Here is an 18679-nt window from a genome sequence, read left to right on the forward strand (position 1 = left end):
GCCACCTCGATGTTCTTGATCAGCTTGGCGAAGGACTTCGCGCGGCGCGAGTCCTTGATCGCCTTCTGGTGCTTGGTCGCGTCCGCCTAGCGCGATCCGCTGGGACGCGGATCGTGCGTTCGGCGGTGCGGGGGCGCGCCGGGAGGGCGGCTCGTCGCCGGCGAGACGGGCGCGGAAGGCTCGGTGCTCGGGCCGAGACGGGCGCGGACCGGCTCTCGAATAGACTGGCCCCTGCCATCAGCGGCGCCCTCGGGGGCCGCACGCAACGAGATTTCCGAGGGAGCACCGTGTCCGGGCATTCCAAGTGGGCCACGACCAAGCACCAGAAGGCGATCAAGGACTCGCGCCGCGCGAAGTCCTTCGCCAAGCTGATCAAGAACATCGAGGTGGCCGCCAAGATCGGCGGCGCCGACCTCTCCGGCAACCCGACGCTCGTCGACGCCGTGCAGAAGGCGAAGAAGACCTCGGTGCCGAACGACAACATCGACCGCGCGATCAAGCGCGGCGCCGGCCTCACCGGCGAGGTCATCGACTACACGACGATCATGTACGAGGCCTACGGCCCCAACGGCATCGCCCTGCTCGTCGAGTGCCTCACCGACAACAAGAACCGCGCCGCGGCGGACGTCCGCACCGCGATGACCCGCAACGGCGGCACCATGGCCGACCCGGGCAGCGTCGCCTACAACTTCGCGCGCAAGGGCGTCATCTCCGTGCCCCACGGAGAGAGCGTCACCGAGGACGACGTGCTCGGCGCGGTCCTCGACTTCGGCGTCGACGACGTGCTCGACCACGGCGAGAGCTTCGAGGTCCGCGTCGAGCCGAGCGAGCTCGTCCCGGCCCGCTCGGCCCTGCAGGAGGCGGGCATCGACTACGACTCCGCCGACATCGAGTTCGTCGCCTCCCTCCAGGTCGAGGCCGACGCCGAGACGGCCCGCAAGGTCTTCCGCCTGATCGACGCGCTCGAGGACTCGGACGACGTGCAGAACGTCTACACCAACCTCGACATCACGGCAGAGGTGCGCGCCGAGCTCGAGAACGAGGAGTGACGCGGTGAGCCCGGCCCGATCCCGGAGGGCGGCCTGATGCGCGTCCTCGGGATCGACCCCGGGCTCACCCGCTGCGGCGTCGGCATCGTCGACGTCTCGCGCGACCGCCGCGCGACCCTCGTGCACGTGACGGTCCTCCGGACACCGCCCGACGACGCGCTGGAGCGCCGCCTGCTGGCCCTGGGCGACGGACTCGAGGCGCTGCTCGACGAGCACCGCCCCGACGCCGTCGCGATCGAGCGGGTCTTCGCTCAGAACAACGTCAGCACCGTGATGGGCATCGCGCAGATCAGCGGCGTCGCCCTCGTCGCGGCGGCCCGTCGCGGGCTCCCGGTCGGGATGCACACGCCGAGCGAGGTGAAGGCCGCCGTCACCGGCTACGGAGCCGCGGACAAGCGCCAGGTCACCGCGATGATCCAGCGCGTCCTCCGGCTCGACGCCCCGCCGCGGCCGGCCGACGCGGCCGACGCTCTCGCCCTGGCCGTCTGCCACGCCTGGCGGGCCCCTCTCGCGCCCTCCTCCGGGTCGGCGGGAGCCGGTGCCGACGGAGCGGCGGGCGGCACAGCAGCGCAGCGGGCGTGGCGCGCCGCCGAGGCCGCGAGTCGAACGCCTGTTCGAGCATCTAGACTGACGCGGTGATCTCCTCCCTCCGCGGCACCGTCCTCTCCGCCCGCGGGAGCCTCGCCGTCCTCGACGTCCACGGCGTCGGCTACGCGGTGAACGTGACCCCGCAGCACGCGCTCGAGATGCGCGTCGGCGACGAGACCACGGTCAGCACCGTGCTCGTCGTCCGCGAGGACTCGCTCACCCTCTACGGCTTCCCCGACGAGGAGCAGCTCGAGATCTTCGAGCTGCTGATCGGCGTGACCGGCGTCGGCCCGAAGTCCGCCCTCGGCGTTCTCGGCGCGGTCGAGCCGGACCGGATCGCGCAGGCGGTCGCCGACGAGGACGACGGGGTGTTCCGGAAGGTCAGCGGCATCGGCCCGAAGACGGCCAAGCTGATCATCCTGTCCCTCGCCGGCAAGGTGACCGTCCGTCCGCGCGCCGCCCGCGGCTCCGGTCCCGCCGCCACCGCCGCGCAGAACGTGCTCGCGGCGCTCGTCGGCCTGGGCTGGCCCGAGCGCACCGCGGCCGATGTGGTCGACGAGATCCTGCTCGACGCGCAGGCCTCCGACGCCGCGAACGTGCAGGCGCTGCTCCGGCTCGCCCTCGCCCGCCTCGGTCCGGCGGCCCGCTCGTGAGCGACGAGGTGCTGGGCGCCGAGGTCGCGTCGGAGGCCGAGGTCGCCTTCGAGGGCGCCCTGCGGCCCAGGAACCTCAGCGAGTTCGTCGGCCAGCGCAAGGTGCGCGGCCAGCTCGAGCTGCTGCTCAAGGCCGCGGCCATGCAGGGCCGGACCCCCGACCACATCCTGCTCGCGGGCCCGCCCGGGCTCGGCAAGACGACCCTCGCGATGATCGTGGCGGAGGAGAGCTCCTCGCCCCTGCGGCTCTCCAGCGGCCCCGCGATCCAGCACGCGGGCGACCTCGCCGCCGTCCTCTCCTCGCTGCTGCCCGGCGAGATCCTCTTCATCGACGAGATCCACCGCATGGCGCGCTCCGCGGAGGAGATGCTCTACCTCGCGATGGAGGACTTCCGGATCGACATCATGGTCGGCAAGGGGGCGGGAGCGACGTCCGTCCCGCTGGATCTCGCCCCGTTCACGCTCGTCGGCGCCACGACCCGCTCCGGCCTGCTGCCCAATCCGCTCCGCGACCGCTTCGGCTTCACCGCGCACCTCGAGTTCTACGCGGAGGACGAGCTGCGGCAGGTGCTCGCCCGGGCGGCACGGCTGCTCGAGCTCGACATCGACGCGGACGCGATCGCCGAGATCGCCGGCCGCTGCCGAGGCACCCCGCGCATCGCCAACCGCCTGCTCCGGCGGGTGCGGGACTTCGCCCTGGTCCACGGCGGACGGGCCGACGTGACCGCCGTCCGCGCGGCGCTGGAGCTCTACGACGTCGACGCGCTCGGACTCGACCGGCTCGACCGCGCGGTGATGGAGATCGTGCTGACCCGCTTCGACGGCGGGCCGGTCGGCCTGAACACCCTCGCCGTGTCGGTGGGGGAGGAGGCGGAGACGGTCGAGGCCGTCGTCGAGCCGTTCCTCGTGCGGATCGGATTGCTGACCCGGACGCCGCGCGGCCGCGTGGCGACCCCCGCCGCCTACCGCCACTTCGGCATCGACCCCCGGGGGACGGCGGCTCAGCCGCCCCTGTTCCCCGATGATCTATGATTCTCTAGGCCCGACGGGCCGCTCGATCCGCTCCGCCTCGACCTGAGGCCGCGCGGCGGATCGCCCATCCACTCCGGAAGGCCCACCCATGGATCCGACGATCATCCTGCTCGTCCTGCTGCTCGCCGTGATGATCATCTTCATGTTCCGCAACAACAAGAAGCGCCAGCGCGACGCGGAGAGCATGAAGAACAACCTCCAGCCGGGGGTGGAGCTCATGACCGGCTCCGGCCTCTTCGGCACCGTCGTGTCGATCGACGACGAGGCGAACAAGATCGTCATCGAGTCGACCCCCGGCACGCTGCTGACCATCCACCGTCAGGCGATCGCCCGCCTCATCGACCCGAGCGAGAACGCCGTCGCCGTCGACACCGAGGACGAGGCCGACCCGCTGACCGCGACCGGCTCGCCCGAGTTCGGCGAGCGCGACTCCGCGCACCGCGACCCGCTGGTGGACCCGGTCGAGCGCGACCGCCGCCCCGACGCGCAGTAGTCTCCTGGTCGGGCCGGGCGCATCGGCGCCCGCCCGCCCTTCTCCACGCCCGGACGACCCCGGGCCGATCACCGTCGACCGAAGAGAAAGCTGAGCCCTGGGTGGCCGCATCAACCCCCGTCCGGAAGGCCCGCCGCTCCCTGAGCTGGCTCGGTGTCCTGATCCTCGCTCTCGTCGGACTCAACACGGCGGCCGTCCTCTGGGGCGGCGGCTCCTGGACGCCGAAGCTCGCCCTCGACCTCGAGGGCGGCACGCAGATCGTCCTGCAGCCGCAGCTGAACGACGGCGACACCGTCTCGTCGGAGCAGCTGACGCAGGCCGTCTCGATCATCCGCCAGCGCATCGACGCGTCCGGCGTCTCCGAGGCCGAGATCACGACCCAGGGCTCGAGCAACATCGTCGTCTCGATCCCGGGCACGCCCGACGACGAGACGCTCCAGCGCATCGAGGCCTCGGCGAAGCTCGACTTCCGCCCGGTCCTCGTTGCGAGCCAGGCCACCAACAGCTCGGTCGGCGGCGACGCGACGTCCTCGCCCACGCCGACGCCCGTCGACCCGTCGCTCGCGACGGAGCCGACCGCCTCGCCGACGAACGCGAGCGACCTCGCCTACCTCACGCCGGCGCTCGAGGCCCAGTACACCTCGTTCGACTGCGCGTTCCTCAACGGCCAGGACCCGAACCTCGCCCCGGCCGACCAGCCGCTCATCACCTGCGACGGCAGCGGGACGGTGAAGTACGTCCTCGGCCCGGTGGAGATCACCGGCGAGGACATCTCGGACGCCTCGAACGGCCTGATGACGACCTCCTCCGGCGCCAGCACCGGCACCTGGGCCGTCAACCTCTCGTTCGACGACCAGGGCACGCAGGCCTTCGGCGACGTGACCTCGCGCCTCGTGGCGCTGCAGGGTGCGCAGAACCAGTTCGCGATCGTCCTCGACGGCCGGGTCATCTCGGCCCCGTCGACGAACGCCGCCATCACCGACGGCAACGCGCAGATCTCGGGCTCCTTCACCCAGGAGTCGTCGAAGACGCTCGCCGACCAGCTCAAGTACGGCGCGCTGCCGATCGGCTTCCAGGTCCAGAGCTCGGACAGCATCTCGGCGACGCTCGGCTCCGCCCAGCTCGCCAGCGGCCTGCTCGCCGGCCTCATCGGCCTGATCCTCGTCATCGTCTACTCCATCGCGCAGTACCGCGTGCTCGGAGCCGTCACGATCGCCTCGCTGCTCGTCGCGGCGATCGTCACCTACCTCGTCGTCACGCTGCTGTCCTGGCGGGAGGGACTGCGCCTCTCGCTCGCAGGAGTCGCGGGTCTCATCGTCGCGATCGGCATCACGGCCGACTCGTTCATCGTGTACTTCGAGCGCATCCGCGACGAGCTCCGCGACGGACGCGGCCTCGAGTCCGCCGTCGAGTCCGGCTGGCGGCGCGCGCTGCGCACGATCTTCGCGTCCGACATGGTGAACCTGCTCGCCGCGGTGGTCCTCTTCCTCCTCGCCGTCGGCAGTGTCCGCGGCTTCGCGCTCACCCTCGGGATCACGACGATCATCGACCTGATCGTGGTGGCGCTGTTCACCCACCCGATCCTGCAGCTGATGGCCACGAGACCGTTCTTCGCCGAGGGGCACAAGGCCTCGGGCCTGGATCCCCGGGCGCTCGGGGCCGTCTACCGCGGCCGTGCCGCCTTCCGTCCGCAGGACCAGGTGGTCGCCGGCAAGCGCGCCTCCGCGTCCCGTGAGGCGGCCAAGCGCCAGACCATCGCCGAGCGGAAGGCCGCCGAGGCGGCCGGCCTGCGCGACTCCAACGACTCGAACGGGAAGGACGCGTGATGGCCAGCTTCTCGCAGTTCGGAAACGACCTCTACACCGGTGCGCGATCGATCGACTTCGTCGGCCGGCGCCGCACGTGGTACCTCGTCTCGCTCGCCCTGATCCTGATCACGCTGCTCGGTACGGTCGCCCGCGGCGGCTTCAACTTCGGCATCGAGTTCACCGGCGGCTCGCAGTTCACGGTGTCCTCGCCGTCGAGTCTCGAGCAGGCGACGGCGACGGACGCGGTGACCTCGGTCGCTCCGGAGACCGTGCCGCGCGTGTCCATCGTCGGCGACGACTCCATCCGCGTACAGACCGGCCAGCTCTCGACCGACGAGTCGACCGCGGTGCGGAACGCCCTGTCGGAGGCGTACGACGTGCCCACCGACCAGGTCGCCTCCTCCTTCATCGGAGCGGCGTGGGGCAACGACGTGACTCAGCAGGCCCTGCGCGGCCTGGTGATCTTCGTGGTCCTCGCGGCCCTGGCCATGTGGGCGTACTTCCGCACCTGGAAGATGTCGCTCGCGGCGATCGTCGCGCTCCTGCACGACCTCGTGATCGTGGCGGGCGTCTACGGCATCACCGGCACCGAGGTGTCGCCGGCGGCGGTGATCGGACTGCTGACGATCCTCGGCTACTCGCTCTACGACACGGTCGTGGTCTTCGACAAGATCCGCGAGAACACCGTGGAGGCGCTCGGCAGCACAACCCGCACCTTCTCCGAGACGGTGAACCTGGCCGAGAACCAGACTCTCGTGCGCTCCATCAACACCTCGATCGTCGCCGCCCTCCCGGTGGCCGCGATCCTCGTGATCGGCGCGTTCGTCCTCGGCGCGGGCACTCTCCGCGACATCTCCCTCGCCCTGCTGATCGGCATCATCGTCGGCACGTACTCGACGATCTTCGTCGCGGCGCCGCTGTACGCCCAGCTGCGCAGCCGGGAGCCCGAGATCTCCAAGCATGACAAGCGCGTGGAGTCGGCCCGGGCGAAGGCGACCGCTCCGGCCGCGCCGGCCGTGCAGGGCTGAGCCGTGGCCGACTACGCCCAGGTCACGGCGGCCGACGCCGTCGGACTCGTAGAGCGCGACGAGGTCTGGCTGCTCGACGTCCGGGAGCCGCACGAGTGGGCGGCGGGGCATGCTCCGGCCGCCCACCACATCCCGATGGGGGAGATCGGCGCCCGGCAGGACGAGCTCCCGGCCGACACGGCGATCCTGGTGGTCTGCCACTCCGGAGTCCGCTCCGCGATGGTGACGCAGGCCCTCGACGGCGCCGGCTACGAGGTCGCCAACGTCGACGCCGGCATGACCGCCTGGGCCGCGGCGGGCGGCGACGTGGTCGACGGCGAGGGGCGCCCGGGACGCATCGGCTGACGCCGGCGCCGTCCGCCCCGGGCGGAACGGTCATCGGCACCGTCCGCACGGGCGATAATGGGGCGATGGAGATCCTCGCGTGACGGAAACGACGACGACGTCCTCGACCGCTGCCCTGCGCAGACTGGTCCCGCGGATCTTCTCGCGCGCGCAGCCCTCCGGTGCTGTCGACACCCTCGTCCGCACCGTCCGGATGCACCACCCCAAGAGCGACATCGCGCTCATCGAGCGCGCGTACTCGGTCGCGGAGCGGGCGCACGCGAACCAGAAGCGCCGCAGCGGCGAGCCCTACATCACGCATCCGCTGGCCGTCGCGCAGATCCTCGCCGACCTCGGCATCGGCTCGAAGACGATCGCCGCCGCGCTGCTGCACGACACCGTCGAGGACACCGACTACCAGCTCGACGAGCTCCGCGCGGACTTCGGCGACGAGGTCGCGATGCTCGTCGACGGCGTCACCAAGCTCGACAAGGTCAAGTACGGCGACAGCGCGCAGGCCGAGACCGTCCGCAAGATGATCGTGGCGATGTCGAAGGACATCCGCGTCCTGATCATCAAGCTCGCCGACCGCCTTCACAACGCGCGGACCTGGGGCTTCGTCCCCGCCGAGTCCGCGGCCCGCAAGGCCACCGAGACCCTCGAGATCTACGCGCCGCTGGCGCACCGCCTCGGCATCCAGGCCATCAAGTGGGAGCTCGAGGACCTGTCCTTCGCGGTGCTCTACCCCAAGATCTACAACGAGATCGAGAGCCTGGTGAAGCGGCGGACGCCGCAGCGCGAGGAGTTCGTGCAGAACGTCATCGACCTGATCAGCGAGGACCTGCGGGCCGGGCGGATCCGCGGTCGCGTCGTCGGCCGGCCGAAGCAGTACTACTCGATCTACCAGAAGATGGTCGTCCGCGGTCGCGAGTTCGACGAGATCTACGACCTGGTCGGCATCCGCGTCCTCGTGAACTCGGTGCGCGACTGCTACGCCGTGCTCGGCTCGATCCACGCCCGCTGGACGCCGATGCCGGGCCGGTTCAAGGACTACATCGCCACTCCGAAGTTCAACCTCTACCAGTCGCTGCACACGACGGTCGTCGGGCCGAAGGGCCGCGCGGTCGAGATCCAGATCCGCACCAACGAGATGCACCAGCACGCGGAGTTCGGCATCGCGGCGCACTGGAAGTACAAGGAGCAGATGGCCACCGGCAAGGTGCCCACCTCCGGATCGAACGACACCGACCTCGCCTGGCTCGCGCACCTCTCGGACTGGCAGTCGGAGACCACAGACCCGAACGAGTTCCTCGACTCCCTCCGCTTCGAGATCGGCGCCAAGGAGGTCTACGTCTTCACCCCGAAGGGACGCGTGATCGGCCTGCCGACCGGTGCGACCCCGGTCGACTTCGCCTACGCGGTGCACACCGAGGTCGGGCACCGGACGATGGGCGCCAAGGTCAACGGGCGCCTCGTGCCGCTGGAGTCGGCTCTGACGACGGGCGACGTGGTCGAGGTCTTCACCTCGAAGAACCCCGACTCGGGACCGAGTCAGGACTGGCTCCACTTCGTGCAGAGCCCCCGGGCCCGCAACAAGATCCGGCAGTGGTTCACCAAGGAGCGGCGCGACGAGGCGATCGAGCAGGGCAAGGACTCCATCGCCCGGGCGATGCGGAAGCAGAACCTGCCGCTGCAGAAGCTGATGAGCCAGGACACCTTCACCGAGGTGGCCAGCCAGCTGCGCTACAACGACGTCGAGGCGCTCTACGCGGCCGTCGGCGAGGGCCACGTCTCGACCCAGTCGGTGCTCGAGAAGGTCGTCTCCTCCATCCAGGGCGATCCGGAGTCGGACGAGAACGAGGTCACCCTCCCGCGCTCGCCCCGGCCGCGGAGCCGGAGCAGCGAGTCGGGCGTCCTCGTGAAGGGCGCGCCGGACATCCTCGTGAAGCTCGCGAAGTGCTGCACTCCGGTGCCGGGCGACCAGATCGTCGGATTCGTGACGCGGGGAGCCGGCGTCTCCGTGCACCAGGCGAACTGCCACAACGTGCAGGAGCTGCTGAAGGAGCCGGAGCGGATCGTCGACGTCGAGTGGGCGCCGTCCTCCAAGAGCATCTTCCTCGTGCAGATCCAGGTCGAGGCGCTGGACCGCTCGGGCCTGCTGAGCGACGTGACGCGCGTGCTCTCGGAGCACCACGTCAACATCCTCTCGGCGACGGTCTCCACCTCGAGCGACCGGCTGGCGATCAGCCGGTTCGTCTTCGAGATGGGCGACACCACCCACCTGGACCGCGTGCTGAACGCCGTGCGCCGGATCGACGCCGTCTACGACGTCTACCGGGTGAACGGGGGCTGATCCCCGGGCGGCGCCTCGCCGAGCGCCGCCCGCAGCCGTCGTCCGACGATCCTCCGTCCGGCGACGGCGCTGCCCTCCTCCAGCCTCGCGAGGACGGCGTCGAGGCCGGTCCGGGTGCTCCGAGAGAGCGCCCGGAGGATCGCGCCCGCGTCCTCCGTCCGGGCGAGGTCGATCAGCGTGCGAGCAGGCGACGTGACCGGCGCGCCGCCGAGGAGGACGACGTCGTCCTCGTCGAGCAGGACCTCGTGGCAGCGCAGGCGGGGGTTCGACGGCGCCTGTCGGCGCTTCCGCCGGTCGATCGAGGCGCTGTGCACCGGCGGCGGGCCGTGCGTCGCCCCGTGCACCCATGCGGCGGAGAGACGATCGGCGACGGCGCCGCGGGGGAGCAGCGAGCGCAGGGAGGCGGCCCGCTCGGACGCCCCCAGGGGCAGGTCCGCGACGAGGAAGCCCTCGTCGAGCGCGACCAGCTCGCCGTCGAGGCGGGCGGCGCACAGCTCCGCGAGAGGGAGGTGCCCGGGGAGGAGCACGGAGGGGAGGCGCATCCGGCCATGCTGGCCGATGCGCCTCCCCTCCGGAGCGTCGCGAGCGGATCTGTGGAGGGATCCGCCGGCGCGGGTCTAGCCGATCGCGTCGAGCCAGACCTTGCGGGCGTCGAGCGCCTCCTGAGCCTGGGCGATCGCGTCGCGGTCGCCGCGCGCCTTCGCCTCGTCGAGCTCGTCCTGGAGCTTCTGGATCGCGGCGGTCAGCTGCGAGGCGAGACCCTCGGAGCGGGCCTTGCGCTCCGGGTTGCTGCGGTTCCAGTGCTCCTCGTCGAGCTTGCGGACGTGCGCCTCGACCTTGCGGAGGCGGTCCTCGACGGTGCGCACCTGCTCGCGCGGCACGCGGCCGACGGCGTCCCAGCGCTCCTGGATCGAGAGCAGCACCGGCTTGGCCTTCTCGCGGTCCTGCTCCTGCAGGAGCGGCTCCGCCTCCTCGAGGAGGGCGAGCTTGAGGTCGAGGTTCTCGGTGTACTCGACGCTCTCCTGCGCGACGATCTCGGCCTTGGCGCCGTAGATCGCGTCGCCGGCGGCCTTGAAGCGCGCCCAGAGCGCGTCGTCGAACCGCTTGCCTGCGCGGCCTGCGACCCGCCAGCGCTCGAGGAGCGCGCGGTAGTCCGGGATGGCATCGGCGCCCTGCGGCACCAGCGCCTCGGCCTGGTCGATGAGCGCCTGCTTGGCCTGCTTGGCCTCGCGGTGCGCGGAGTCGAGGTCGGCGAAGAACGCCTTGCGGTTCTGCTCGATCGTGGTGCGCGCTCCGCGGAACCGGCGCCACAGCTCGTTCGCGTCGTTCTTGGGCAGGCGCGGACCCTGCTGCTGGTGGTTCTGCCAGCGGGCGAAGAGGTCGTCGATCGCGGCGCTGGCCTGCTTCCACTGCGTCTTCGCCGGGTCGACAGCCGCCAGGGCCTCGGCCTCGGCGACGATGGCCTCGCGGTGGGCGAGTGCCTCGGACAGCGCGGCCTTCGACTCGGCCGCCTGCTGCTCGGTCAGATCCTCGACGGAGCCGCTCAGCGCGTCGACCCGGGTCTGCAGCGACTCGAGGTCGCCGACGGCGTTCGCCTGCGCGATGGCCGCGGACAGCGACTGCACCGTGCGGGCGACGTCTCCGGCGGGTGCGCCCCGCTTGGCGCGCTGCTCGAGCAGGGAGACCTGCCCGGCGAGCTCCGTGTACTTGCGCTCGTAGTAGGCGAGCGCCTCCTCGGGAGTCGCATCGGGGTACTGGCCGACCTCTCGCTCCCCGTCGCCGACGCGGACGTAGACCGTCCCGTCGTCGCCGACCCGTCCCCACGGCTGCTGGTCACTCATCGCTCGGAGCCTCACCTTGCTGTTCGATGTCGTGCTTCTCGGTGCCCGTCGCGTCGTCGGCCGGTGGGGCTCGACGGCCGGAGGGCCGAAGACCGCGCTCGGCCGCGAACGGGCAGTGACGACAAGCCTATTGCACTCCCCGCGCGGGCGGACCGTGACGACGCCGCGGGTGCGGCTACTCGACGGAGACGGAGGTGATGGTCACGGGCTCGGCGGGGGCGCCGTCACCCGATCCGTCGGCCGTGCCCTTCGACACGACGTCGCTGACGAGCGCGTCCAGTCCCGAGGTGACCTGCCCGAGCACGGTGTACCCGCCGGCCGCGTCGGCGGGCAGGGTCGTGTCCTGGTAGACGACGAAGAACTGGCTGCCCTGGCTGTAGCCGTTGCCGCCCTGGCGGGCCATCGCGATGGTCCCGGCCGGGTAGACGCCGTCCTCGGGCGCGTTCTCGACGGGGCCGTAGCTGTATCCCGGTCCGCCGGTGCCGTCGCCGTCCGGGTCGCCGCACTGGAGGACGTAGAGGCCCTCCGTGGTGAGGCGGTGGCAGGAGACGCCGTCGTAGAAGCCGGACCGCGTCAGCGAGATGAAGGAGGACACCGCCTGCGGGGCGGCGGCGCCGGCGAGCGTGATGCCCAGCGGGTCCTCGCCGATCGTGAGCGTGCCCGTCCAGTCGCGGCCCTCGGCGATGTCGGAGGAGGGGACGTCGCCGGTGTTCGACCCCGTCGCCTCGGGCGTCGGGGTCGCGGAGGAGGAGGAGGTCGGCTCGGCGACCGGGGTGCCGGGGCCGCCGGAGAAGTAGAGGATCTGGGCGACGACCGCGAGCCCGATCACGACGACGGCGGCGATCGCCGCGATCACGTTGTCGCGCACGCGCCGCTTCTGCCTCGAGCGGTGGAGGCTCTGACGGGCCTGGTAGGCCCGGAGCCGGGTGCGCGCCTCGCGGTCGTTCGACTTGCCCTGGGCCACGTGTTCCTCCGACGTCCTCGTCCGCGCGGCTTCGGCGCGGCGGCCCGCGCACGCAGGCCGCGTCGAGCCTACGAGAACCGCCGGAGGCGCGACAAACGCCGCTCCGTCGCGCCGGGCAGTCGGGCCGGGGCTCTGTCGGAGGCCGTCGTTACGCTGGGGGCATGACCATGCAGCAGGCCGGACTCCGCTCCGGGGCGACTCCGCTCGCCGTGCGGATGCGGCCGCGCAGCCTCGAGGAGGTCGCCGGCCAGCGCCACCTCCTGACGCCCGGCTCGCCCCTGGTCGCCCTCGCCGCCGACACGACGGGGGAGCGGGGAGCGGTGTCCGTGATCCTCTGGGGCCCTCCCGGCACGGGCAAGACCACGCTCGCGCAGGCGGTGGCCCACTCCAGCGGCCGCCGCTTCGTCGAGCTCTCCGCCGTCACGGCGGGCGTGAAGGACGTGCGGCAGGTGATGGAGGAGGCACTCTCCACCCGCGACCTCTACGGCACGTCCACCGTGCTCTTCCTCGACGAGATCCACCGCTTCACCAAGGCGCAGCAGGACGCACTGCTGCCCGGGGTCGAGAACGGGTGGGTCATCCTCATCGCGGCCACGACCGAGAACCCCTCGTTCTCGGTGATCGCGCCGCTGCTCTCGCGCTCGCTCCTGCTGACCCTCGAGCCGCTCAGCGACGACGACCTGGGCGTCCTGGTCGACCGCGCCCTGCACGACGAGCGGGGTCTGCGCGACTCGGTGACGCTGGAGGAGGAGGCCCGGGCGAGCATCGTGCGGCTCGCCTCCGGAGACGCCCGGCGGGCGCTGACCGCGCTCGAGGCCGCCGCCACCTCCGCCCGCTCGGAGGCCCGCGAGGCCGACCGGGTCGCCCGCGCCGCCGCCGCGGAGGACCCGGACGAGGAAAACGAGGACGACGAGGGCGCTCCCGTCGAGGCCGCCGCCGAGGAGCCCGCGCTCCCCGTGATCACGACCGAGGTCGTCGCGCGCGCCGTCGACCGCGCCCTGCTGCGCTACGACCGCAACGGCGACGAGCACTACGACGTCATCAGCGCCTTCATCAAGTCCATCCGGGGCTCGGACGTGGACGCGGCGCTGCACTACCTGGCCCGGATGATCGAGGCGGGGGAGGATCCGCGGTTCATCGCCCGCCGCATCATCGTCTCCGCGTCCGAGGACATCGGCATGGCCGACCCGCAGGCGCTCGTCGTCGCGATCGCCGCGGCCGACGCCGTGCAGTTCATCGGCATGCCGGAGGGGCGCATCCCGCTCGCCCAGGCGGTCGTGCACCTGGCGACCGCCCCGAAGTCGAACGCGTCCTACTCCGCCATCGACGCGGCCATCGCGGACGTGCGCGCGGGCCGCGCGGGCCGGGTGCCGGCGCACCTGCGCGACGCGCACTACCCCGGCGCCAAGAAGCTCGGCCACGGGAAGGGCTACCGGTACCCGCACGACGCCGACCTCGGCGTCCTCGAGCAGCAGTACCTCCCGGACCCGCTCCAGGGCGCGCGGTACTACCGGCCCACCGAGCACGGCAACGAGCGCGACGTCTCCGCACGACTGGCGAAGCTCCTGCGCATCATCCGCGGCGACCGGGGCTGACCGCGCCGACCGCGAACTCGCGCGACCCGCACGGGAGGCCGTGGCCTGATAGTCTTGCGAGGTTGCCCACCGCTCTGTAGCCGAGCGGAGCAGCGCATCCCTCTGAATCGCGCAGCCCGCCACTGCGGTCACCCTTCCCCCGCACCCGCGGAGGACACGACCGCGGCGTCCGCCCTCCTCCCGGAGCCGGCGGTCGAGAGCTGCGACCGAACCTCTCAGACCTTGGAAGGACCACTGTGTCGACCACGTCCCGTACCCGCTCGAAGACGCGCCTCTCGCGCGCCCTCGGCATCCCCCTGACCCCGAAGGCCGCCCGCTACCTCGAGAAGCGTCCCTACGCTCCCGGCGAGCACGGCCGCTCGAAGCGCAAGGCCGACTCCGACTACGCGGTCCGCCTGCGTGAGAAGCAGCGTCTGCGCGCCCAGTACGGCATCCGCGAGAAGCAGCTCCGCATCGCCTTCCAGGAGGCGCGCCGCACCCAGGGCCTGACCGGTGAGAACCTGGTCGAGCTCCTCGAGATGCGCCTCGACGCCCTCGTCCTGCGCTCGGGCTTCGCCCGTACCACCGCGCAGGCCCGCCAGTTCGTCACCCACCGCCACATCATGGTGGACGGCAAGACGGTCGACCGCCCCTCCTTCCGCGTGAAGCCGGGCCAGGTCATCCACGTCAAGACCCGCTCCGAGGGCACCGAGCCCTTCCAGGTCGCCGCCGCCGGTGGACACGTCGACGTCCTCCCCAAGACCCCGGGCTACCTCGAGGTCGAGATCGACAAGCTGCAGGCGACGCTCCTGCGCCGCCCGAAGCGCGCCGAGGTCCCCGTGACCTGCGAAGTGCAGCTCGTCGTCGAGTACTACGCGGCCCGCTGAGTCCAGCCCCGCAGAGAAAGGCCCCGGTGTGCGCACCGGGGCCTTTCCCGTTCCCGGGGTCGCGATCCGGAGTGCCCGCCGCGCTCCGAGAGTCCCGCGCTGCGCCCGATCCGGCCGTCGCGCCCGAGCCGAGCGCCCGTCCCCGCGTCCGACCCTCTCGCGGCCCGTCGGTAGGCTGGAGTGCCGCGCTGGGCGGCATCGAACGGAGGTCACCGTGACCGGTGGAGACATCGCAGGGCTCATCGCCGCGGGGGTGTTCGCGATCCTGGTGGCGATCACCGCCGTCCCGCTCTGGAAGCTCGGGCGCGTCTTCGACAGCACGAGCGAGGCCATCAAGCAGGCCAGCGACGGCCTGATGCCGATCCTCGACGAGTCGGCCTCCACCCTCCGCGAGGCCAACCACCAGCTCGCGCGGGTGGACACGATCACCAAGGACGTCGCCGAGGTCACCGGAAACGTCAACGCGCTCGTCGCTCTCACGGCCGCGACCGTCGGCGGTCCGCTCATCAAGCTCGCCGGCTTCACCGCCGGAGTCCGCGCCGTGCTCGTCGCCGGACGGACGGCCGACAAGGCCGGAGCCGCGGTCGGCCGCTCCGCCGCGAAGCGCACGAAGCGCCCGCGCTCGAAGTAGCGCCGCGCCCGCGCCCTAGAATCGAACGGGTCGTCGCGCCGTCGCGCCCGCCCCGCCGCAGTGGAAGGACACCCCGTGAAGAACATCCTCCTGATCGTCATCGGGATCGGCCTCGGATTCGCGGTCGCCCACCAGGTCTCGCGCACCGAGGCGGGCGCCCGGCTCTTCGCCGACATCAACCGCACCGCGAAGGAGCTCGGCGAGGCCGTCTCCGAGGGCTACCACCAGCGCGAGGCCGAACTGAAGGCCGCCATCGGCGAGGGCTGACGCCCCGCCGCCCGACATCCGCGTCGTCACCGACCGAACCGTAACGGAACCCATGCAGACCGCAGACATCCGCAACCGCTGGCTCGACTTCTTCGGGAGCCGCGGCCACACCGTGGTCCCCTCCGCCTCCCTCGTGAGCGAGGACCCGAGCCTCCTCTTCACCGTCGCCGGCATGGTGCCGTTCGTGCCCTACCTCACCGGAGTGGTCCCCGCGCCCTACCCGCGTGCCACCAGCGTGCAGAAGTGCATCCGCACCAACGACATCGAGGAGGTCGGCAAGACGCCTCGTCACGGCACCTTCTTCCAGATGAACGGCAACTTCTCCTTCGGCGACTACTTCAAGGAGGGGGCGATCGGCTACGCCTGGGAGCTGCTCACCGGCGCCGAGAGCGACGGGGGACTGGGCTTCGACGAGAAGGACCTCTGGGTCACCGTCTACAAGGACGACGACGAGGCGATCGCGCTCTGGAAGACGATCGCGGGACTGCCGGACGAGCGCATCCAGCGCCTGGACAAGGACACCAACTACTGGTCGACCGGCCAGCCCGGCCCTGCCGGCCCCTGCTCCGAGATCTTCTTCGACCGCGGCCCCGCCTACGGGATCGACGGCGGCCCGGCGACGGACGACGACCGCTACGTCGAGATCTGGAACCTCGTCTTCATGCAGTACCTCCGCGGCGAGGGCACGAGCAAGGTCGACTTCGACATCCTCGGCGAGCTGCCGCGCAAGAACATCGACACCGGCATGGGCCTCGAGCGCGTCGCCTTCCTCAAGCAGGGCGTCGAGAACATGTACGAGATCGACCAGGTCCGTCCGGTCCTCGATCGCGCCGCCGAGCTCTCGGGCCGCCGCTACGGAGCCGTCCACGAGGACGACGTCCGCATGCGCGTCATCGCCGACCACGTGCGCTCCTCGCTGATGCTGCTGTCGGACGGCGTGACGCCGTCGAACGAGGGGCGCGGCTACATCCTCCGCCGCCTGATGCGCCGCACGGTGCGCGCCATGCGCCTGCTCGGAGTGGACACCGCGACGTTCCCCGAGCTCTTCGCCGCCTCGCGCGACGCGATGGCGTCGGCCTACCCCGAGGTGTCCACGGAGTTCGAGCGCCTCTCGACCAGCGCCTACGGCGAGGAGGAGGCGTTCCTGCGCACCCTCGCGGCCGGCACCGAGATCCTCGACCTCGCGGTCCTGAAGACGAAGAAGGCCGAGTCGCCGACGCTGCCGGGCGACACCGCGTTCCTCCTGCACGACACCTTCGGGTTCCCGATCGACCTCACCCTCGAGATCGCCGAGGAATCGGGTCTGGCGGTCGACCGCGAGGCGTTCGACTCCCTGATGACCGCGCAGCGCACGCGTGCGAAGGCAGACGCGAAGTCGAAGAAGTCGGCGCTGGCCGATCTCTCGGTCTACGCCGACTTCCGCGCGCACGGCGAGACGCTGTTCACCGGCTACGACGTGCTCGACACCGAGACGCGCATCCTCGGCCTCATCGTCGGCGGGCACTCCGTCACGAAGGCGGTCGCGGGCGACATCGCCGAGGTGATCCTCGAGGCGACCAGCCTCTACGCGGAGTCGGGCGGCCAGGAGGCCGACGCCGGCCGCATCGTCGGCTCCGGCTTCGATCTCGAGGTCCTCGACGTGCAGAAGCCCGTCAAGGGGCTCATCAGCCACAAGGTCCAGGTCGCCAGCGGTGAGGTCGGAGTGGGCGACGCCGCCACCTCCGTCGTCGACCGCGACTGGCGCCGGGGCGCCACGCAGGCGCACTCGGGCACCCACCTCATCCATGCCGCGCTGCGCCAGGTGCTCGGCCCGCAGGCGCACCAGTCCGGCTCCTACAACAAGGCGGGCTACCTGCGCCTGGACTTCTCGTGGAACCAGGCCCTCTCGCTCGAGACCCGCAGCGAGATCGAGGAGATCGCCAACACGGCGATCCGGGACAACCTCGAGGTCGTCACGCGCGAGCTCCCGATCGACGAGGCGAAGGCGCTCGGCGCGATGGCCCTCTTCGGCGAGAAGTACGGCGACGTCGTCCGCGTGGTCGACATCGGCGGGCCCTGGTCGCGTGAGCTCTGCGCGGGCACCCATGTCGGGCGGTCGTCCGAGGTCGGCGTGATCAGCCTGGTCAGCGAGTCCTCGGTCGGATCGACCAACCGCCGCGTCGAGTCGCTCGTGGGCCGCGAGGCCTTCCAGGAGCTCGCCGCCGAGCGCGCCCTCGTCAGCACGATCTCGTCCTCGCTGAAGACCCCGCGCGAGCAGCTCCCCGAGCGGATCGGCGAGCTCGTCGCGAGCCTCAAGGCCGCTGAGAAGCGGATCGCCGCGTTCGAGGCCAAGGCCCTCGCCGACCGGGTGCCCGCCCTCGCCGCGACCCGCCGCACTGTGGGCGGCACGACCGTCGTCGCCGAGAGCATCGGCTCCGCCGGATCGACCGACGAGCTGCGCTCCCTCGTGACCTCCGTCCGCGAGCGGCTCGGCCAGGAGCCGGCCGTCGTCGCGCTCGCCGCCGACGTCTCGGGCAAGCCCGCGGTGATCGTCGCCACCAACCAGGCCGCCCGCGACCAGGGCCGCCGCGCGGGTGCGCTCGCCAAGCGCGCCGCCGGGATCCTCGGTGGCGGCGGAGGCGGCAAGGACGACCTCGCCCAGGGCGGCGGCTCCGACGTCTCCGCCATCGGCGCGGCGCTCGAGGCCGTGGTGCAGGAAGCGACCAGCTGAATGGGCCGGTTCGGCGTCCGGCTCGGCATCGATGTGGGCCGCGCCCGCATCGGGGTCGCCCGCTGCGACGCCGACGGCCTGCTCGCGGTGCCCGTCGAGACGGTCGCGCGGGCGGGCACTGACGGCGGATCCTCGGACGTCTCCCGGATCGCGCACCTCGCCGCCGAGTACGATGCCCAGGCGATCATCGTCGGACTGCCGTTGTCGCTGTCGGGGGCCGAGACGGCCTCGACGGAGGACGCGCGCGGATTCGCTCGACTGCTCGCCGAGGCGGTGCCCACCGCTCCGGTGCGGCTCGTCGACGAGCGGCTGTCGACGGTCACCGCTCAGAGCGCCCTGCACCGCTCCGGACGCACCACCCGCGGCTCCCGAGCCGTGATCGACCAGGTCGCCGCCGTGGTGATCCTGCAGCACGCCATCGATTCCGAGCGCTCGGCCGGCACCCCGGCCGGAGTCCTGCTCGAACCGAACGAAGGAC

Annotated in this window: 17 protein-coding genes and 1 pseudogene; 15 read left to right on the forward strand and 3 right to left on the reverse strand. The window is 71.7% G+C overall.

Features of this window, described 5'->3' with window-relative positions:
- Positions 1 to 287 precede the first annotated feature (287 nt).
- The 9 genes from C5C74_RS12900 (at position 288) to C5C74_RS12940 (ending at position 9327) form a co-directional block, all read left to right on the forward strand.
- On the forward strand, positions 288 to 1049 hold the full coding sequence (locus C5C74_RS12900; RefSeq protein ID WP_104224772.1) for a YebC/PmpR family DNA-binding transcriptional regulator: 762 nt from the start codon (positions 288 to 290) through the stop codon (positions 1047 to 1049).
- 36 nt (positions 1050 to 1085) lie between these two features.
- The gene (gene ruvC / locus C5C74_RS12905) at positions 1086 to 1688 is read left to right on the forward strand and encodes a crossover junction endodeoxyribonuclease RuvC (protein WP_104225338.1); all 603 of its coding nucleotides are present in this window, start codon (positions 1086 to 1088) and stop codon (positions 1686 to 1688) included.
- Positions 1685 to 2290, forward strand: coding sequence for a Holliday junction branch migration protein RuvA (gene ruvA, locus C5C74_RS12910; RefSeq protein ID WP_104225337.1), 606 nt, complete (start codon positions 1685 to 1687; stop codon positions 2288 to 2290). The genes ruvC and ruvA overlap by 4 nt, the downstream gene beginning before the upstream one ends.
- Positions 2287 to 3321 (forward strand): Holliday junction branch migration DNA helicase RuvB, encoded by a 1035-nt coding sequence (gene ruvB, locus C5C74_RS12915; RefSeq protein ID WP_104224769.1) that lies wholly within the window; start codon positions 2287 to 2289, stop codon positions 3319 to 3321. The genes ruvA and ruvB overlap by 4 nt, the downstream gene beginning before the upstream one ends.
- A gap of 88 nt (positions 3322 to 3409) precedes the next feature.
- On the forward strand, positions 3410 to 3814 hold the full coding sequence (gene yajC / locus C5C74_RS12920; protein WP_104224768.1) for a preprotein translocase subunit YajC: 405 nt from the start codon (positions 3410 to 3412) through the stop codon (positions 3812 to 3814).
- A gap of 101 nt (positions 3815 to 3915) precedes the next feature.
- On the forward strand, positions 3916 to 5640 hold the full coding sequence (gene secD / locus C5C74_RS12925; RefSeq protein WP_104351666.1) for a protein translocase subunit SecD: 1725 nt from the start codon (positions 3916 to 3918) through the stop codon (positions 5638 to 5640).
- The gene (secF, locus tag C5C74_RS12930; protein WP_104233316.1) at positions 5640 to 6650 is read left to right on the forward strand and encodes a protein translocase subunit SecF; all 1011 of its coding nucleotides are present in this window, start codon (positions 5640 to 5642) and stop codon (positions 6648 to 6650) included. The genes secD and secF overlap by 1 nt, the downstream gene beginning before the upstream one ends.
- Before the next feature lie 3 nt (positions 6651 to 6653).
- Positions 6654 to 6995 (forward strand): rhodanese-like domain-containing protein, encoded by a 342-nt coding sequence (locus C5C74_RS12935; protein ID WP_104224765.1) that lies wholly within the window; start codon positions 6654 to 6656, stop codon positions 6993 to 6995.
- A 79-nt stretch (positions 6996 to 7074) separates the two neighbouring features.
- Positions 7075 to 9327 (forward strand): bifunctional (p)ppGpp synthetase/guanosine-3',5'-bis(diphosphate) 3'-pyrophosphohydrolase, encoded by a 2253-nt coding sequence (locus tag C5C74_RS12940; protein WP_104224764.1) that lies wholly within the window; start codon positions 7075 to 7077, stop codon positions 9325 to 9327.
- Here C5C74_RS12940 and C5C74_RS12945 read toward each other — a convergent pair.
- From C5C74_RS12945 to C5C74_RS12955, 3 genes are all read right to left on the reverse strand, one after another.
- Positions 9306 to 9869, reverse strand: a complete 564-nt coding sequence (locus tag C5C74_RS12945; RefSeq protein ID WP_104351667.1) for a type IV toxin-antitoxin system AbiEi family antitoxin — start codon at positions 9867 to 9869, stop codon at positions 9306 to 9308. The two genes, C5C74_RS12940 and C5C74_RS12945, sit on opposite strands and share 22 nt — an antisense overlap.
- A gap of 75 nt (positions 9870 to 9944) precedes the next feature.
- Positions 9945 to 11168 (reverse strand): DUF349 domain-containing protein, encoded by a 1224-nt coding sequence (locus C5C74_RS12950; protein ID WP_104351668.1) that lies wholly within the window; start codon positions 11166 to 11168, stop codon positions 9945 to 9947.
- Between the two features lie 175 nt (positions 11169 to 11343).
- Entirely contained in the window at positions 11344 to 12132 is a 789-nt protein-coding gene (locus C5C74_RS12955; RefSeq protein WP_104351669.1) for a peptidylprolyl isomerase, read from the reverse strand.
- A 161-nt stretch (positions 12133 to 12293) separates the two neighbouring features.
- Between C5C74_RS12955 and C5C74_RS12960 the strand changes: the two genes are divergently transcribed.
- The 6 genes and pseudogenes from C5C74_RS12960 to ruvX form a co-directional block, all read left to right on the forward strand.
- Positions 12294 to 13727, forward strand: coding sequence for a replication-associated recombination protein A (locus tag C5C74_RS12960; RefSeq protein ID WP_104351670.1), 1434 nt, complete (start codon positions 12294 to 12296; stop codon positions 13725 to 13727).
- Positions 13728 to 13963: 236 nt separating this feature from the next.
- Entirely contained in the window at positions 13964 to 14593 is a 630-nt protein-coding gene (gene rpsD / locus C5C74_RS12965) for a 30S ribosomal protein S4 (RefSeq protein WP_068210518.1), read from the forward strand.
- A gap of 214 nt (positions 14594 to 14807) precedes the next feature.
- Positions 14808 to 15224, forward strand: coding sequence for a DUF948 domain-containing protein (locus C5C74_RS12970; RefSeq protein ID WP_104351671.1), 417 nt, complete (start codon positions 14808 to 14810; stop codon positions 15222 to 15224).
- Positions 15225 to 15299: 75 nt separating this feature from the next.
- Positions 15300 to 15491 carry a hypothetical protein gene (locus C5C74_RS12975; protein WP_104225329.1) on the forward strand — a complete coding sequence of 64 codons (192 nt, stop codon included), beginning with the start codon at positions 15300 to 15302 and terminating at the stop codon, positions 15489 to 15491.
- 52 nt (positions 15492 to 15543) lie between these two features.
- Positions 15544 to 18201 (forward strand): alanine--tRNA ligase, encoded by a 2658-nt coding sequence (gene alaS / locus C5C74_RS12980; RefSeq protein WP_104351672.1) that lies wholly within the window; start codon positions 15544 to 15546, stop codon positions 18199 to 18201.
- Positions 18202 to 18675: pseudogene (ruvX, locus tag C5C74_RS12985) on the forward strand (Holliday junction resolvase RuvX); the annotation flags it as partial. It abuts the gene before it with no gap.
- Positions 18676 to 18679: the final 4 nt, after the last annotated feature.

The organism is Rathayibacter sp. AY1E8, from assembly GCF_002931415.1.
In the GTDB taxonomy this organism is placed as follows: Bacteria; Actinomycetota; Actinomycetes; order Actinomycetales; family Microbacteriaceae; genus Rathayibacter.

Coding starts and splice junctions, on each gene's coding strand:
- ruvC (WP_104225338.1), top strand. CDS start 1,086: ATGCGCGTCCTCGGGATCGACCCCGGGCTCACCCGCTGCGGCGTCGGC.
- C5C74_RS12950 (WP_104351668.1), bottom strand. CDS start 11,168: ATGAGTGACCAGCAGCCGTGGGGACGGGTCGGCGACGACGGGACGGTC.
- C5C74_RS12960 (WP_104351670.1), top strand. CDS start 12,294: ATGACCATGCAGCAGGCCGGACTCCGCTCCGGGGCGACTCCGCTCGCC.
- C5C74_RS12945 (WP_104351667.1), bottom strand. CDS start 9,869: ATGCGCCTCCCCTCCGTGCTCCTCCCCGGGCACCTCCCTCTCGCGGAG.
- secF (WP_104233316.1), top strand. CDS start 5,640: ATGGCCAGCTTCTCGCAGTTCGGAAACGACCTCTACACCGGTGCGCGA.
- alaS (WP_104351672.1), top strand. CDS start 15,544: ATGCAGACCGCAGACATCCGCAACCGCTGGCTCGACTTCTTCGGGAGC.
- yajC (WP_104224768.1), top strand. CDS start 3,410: ATGGATCCGACGATCATCCTGCTCGTCCTGCTGCTCGCCGTGATGATC.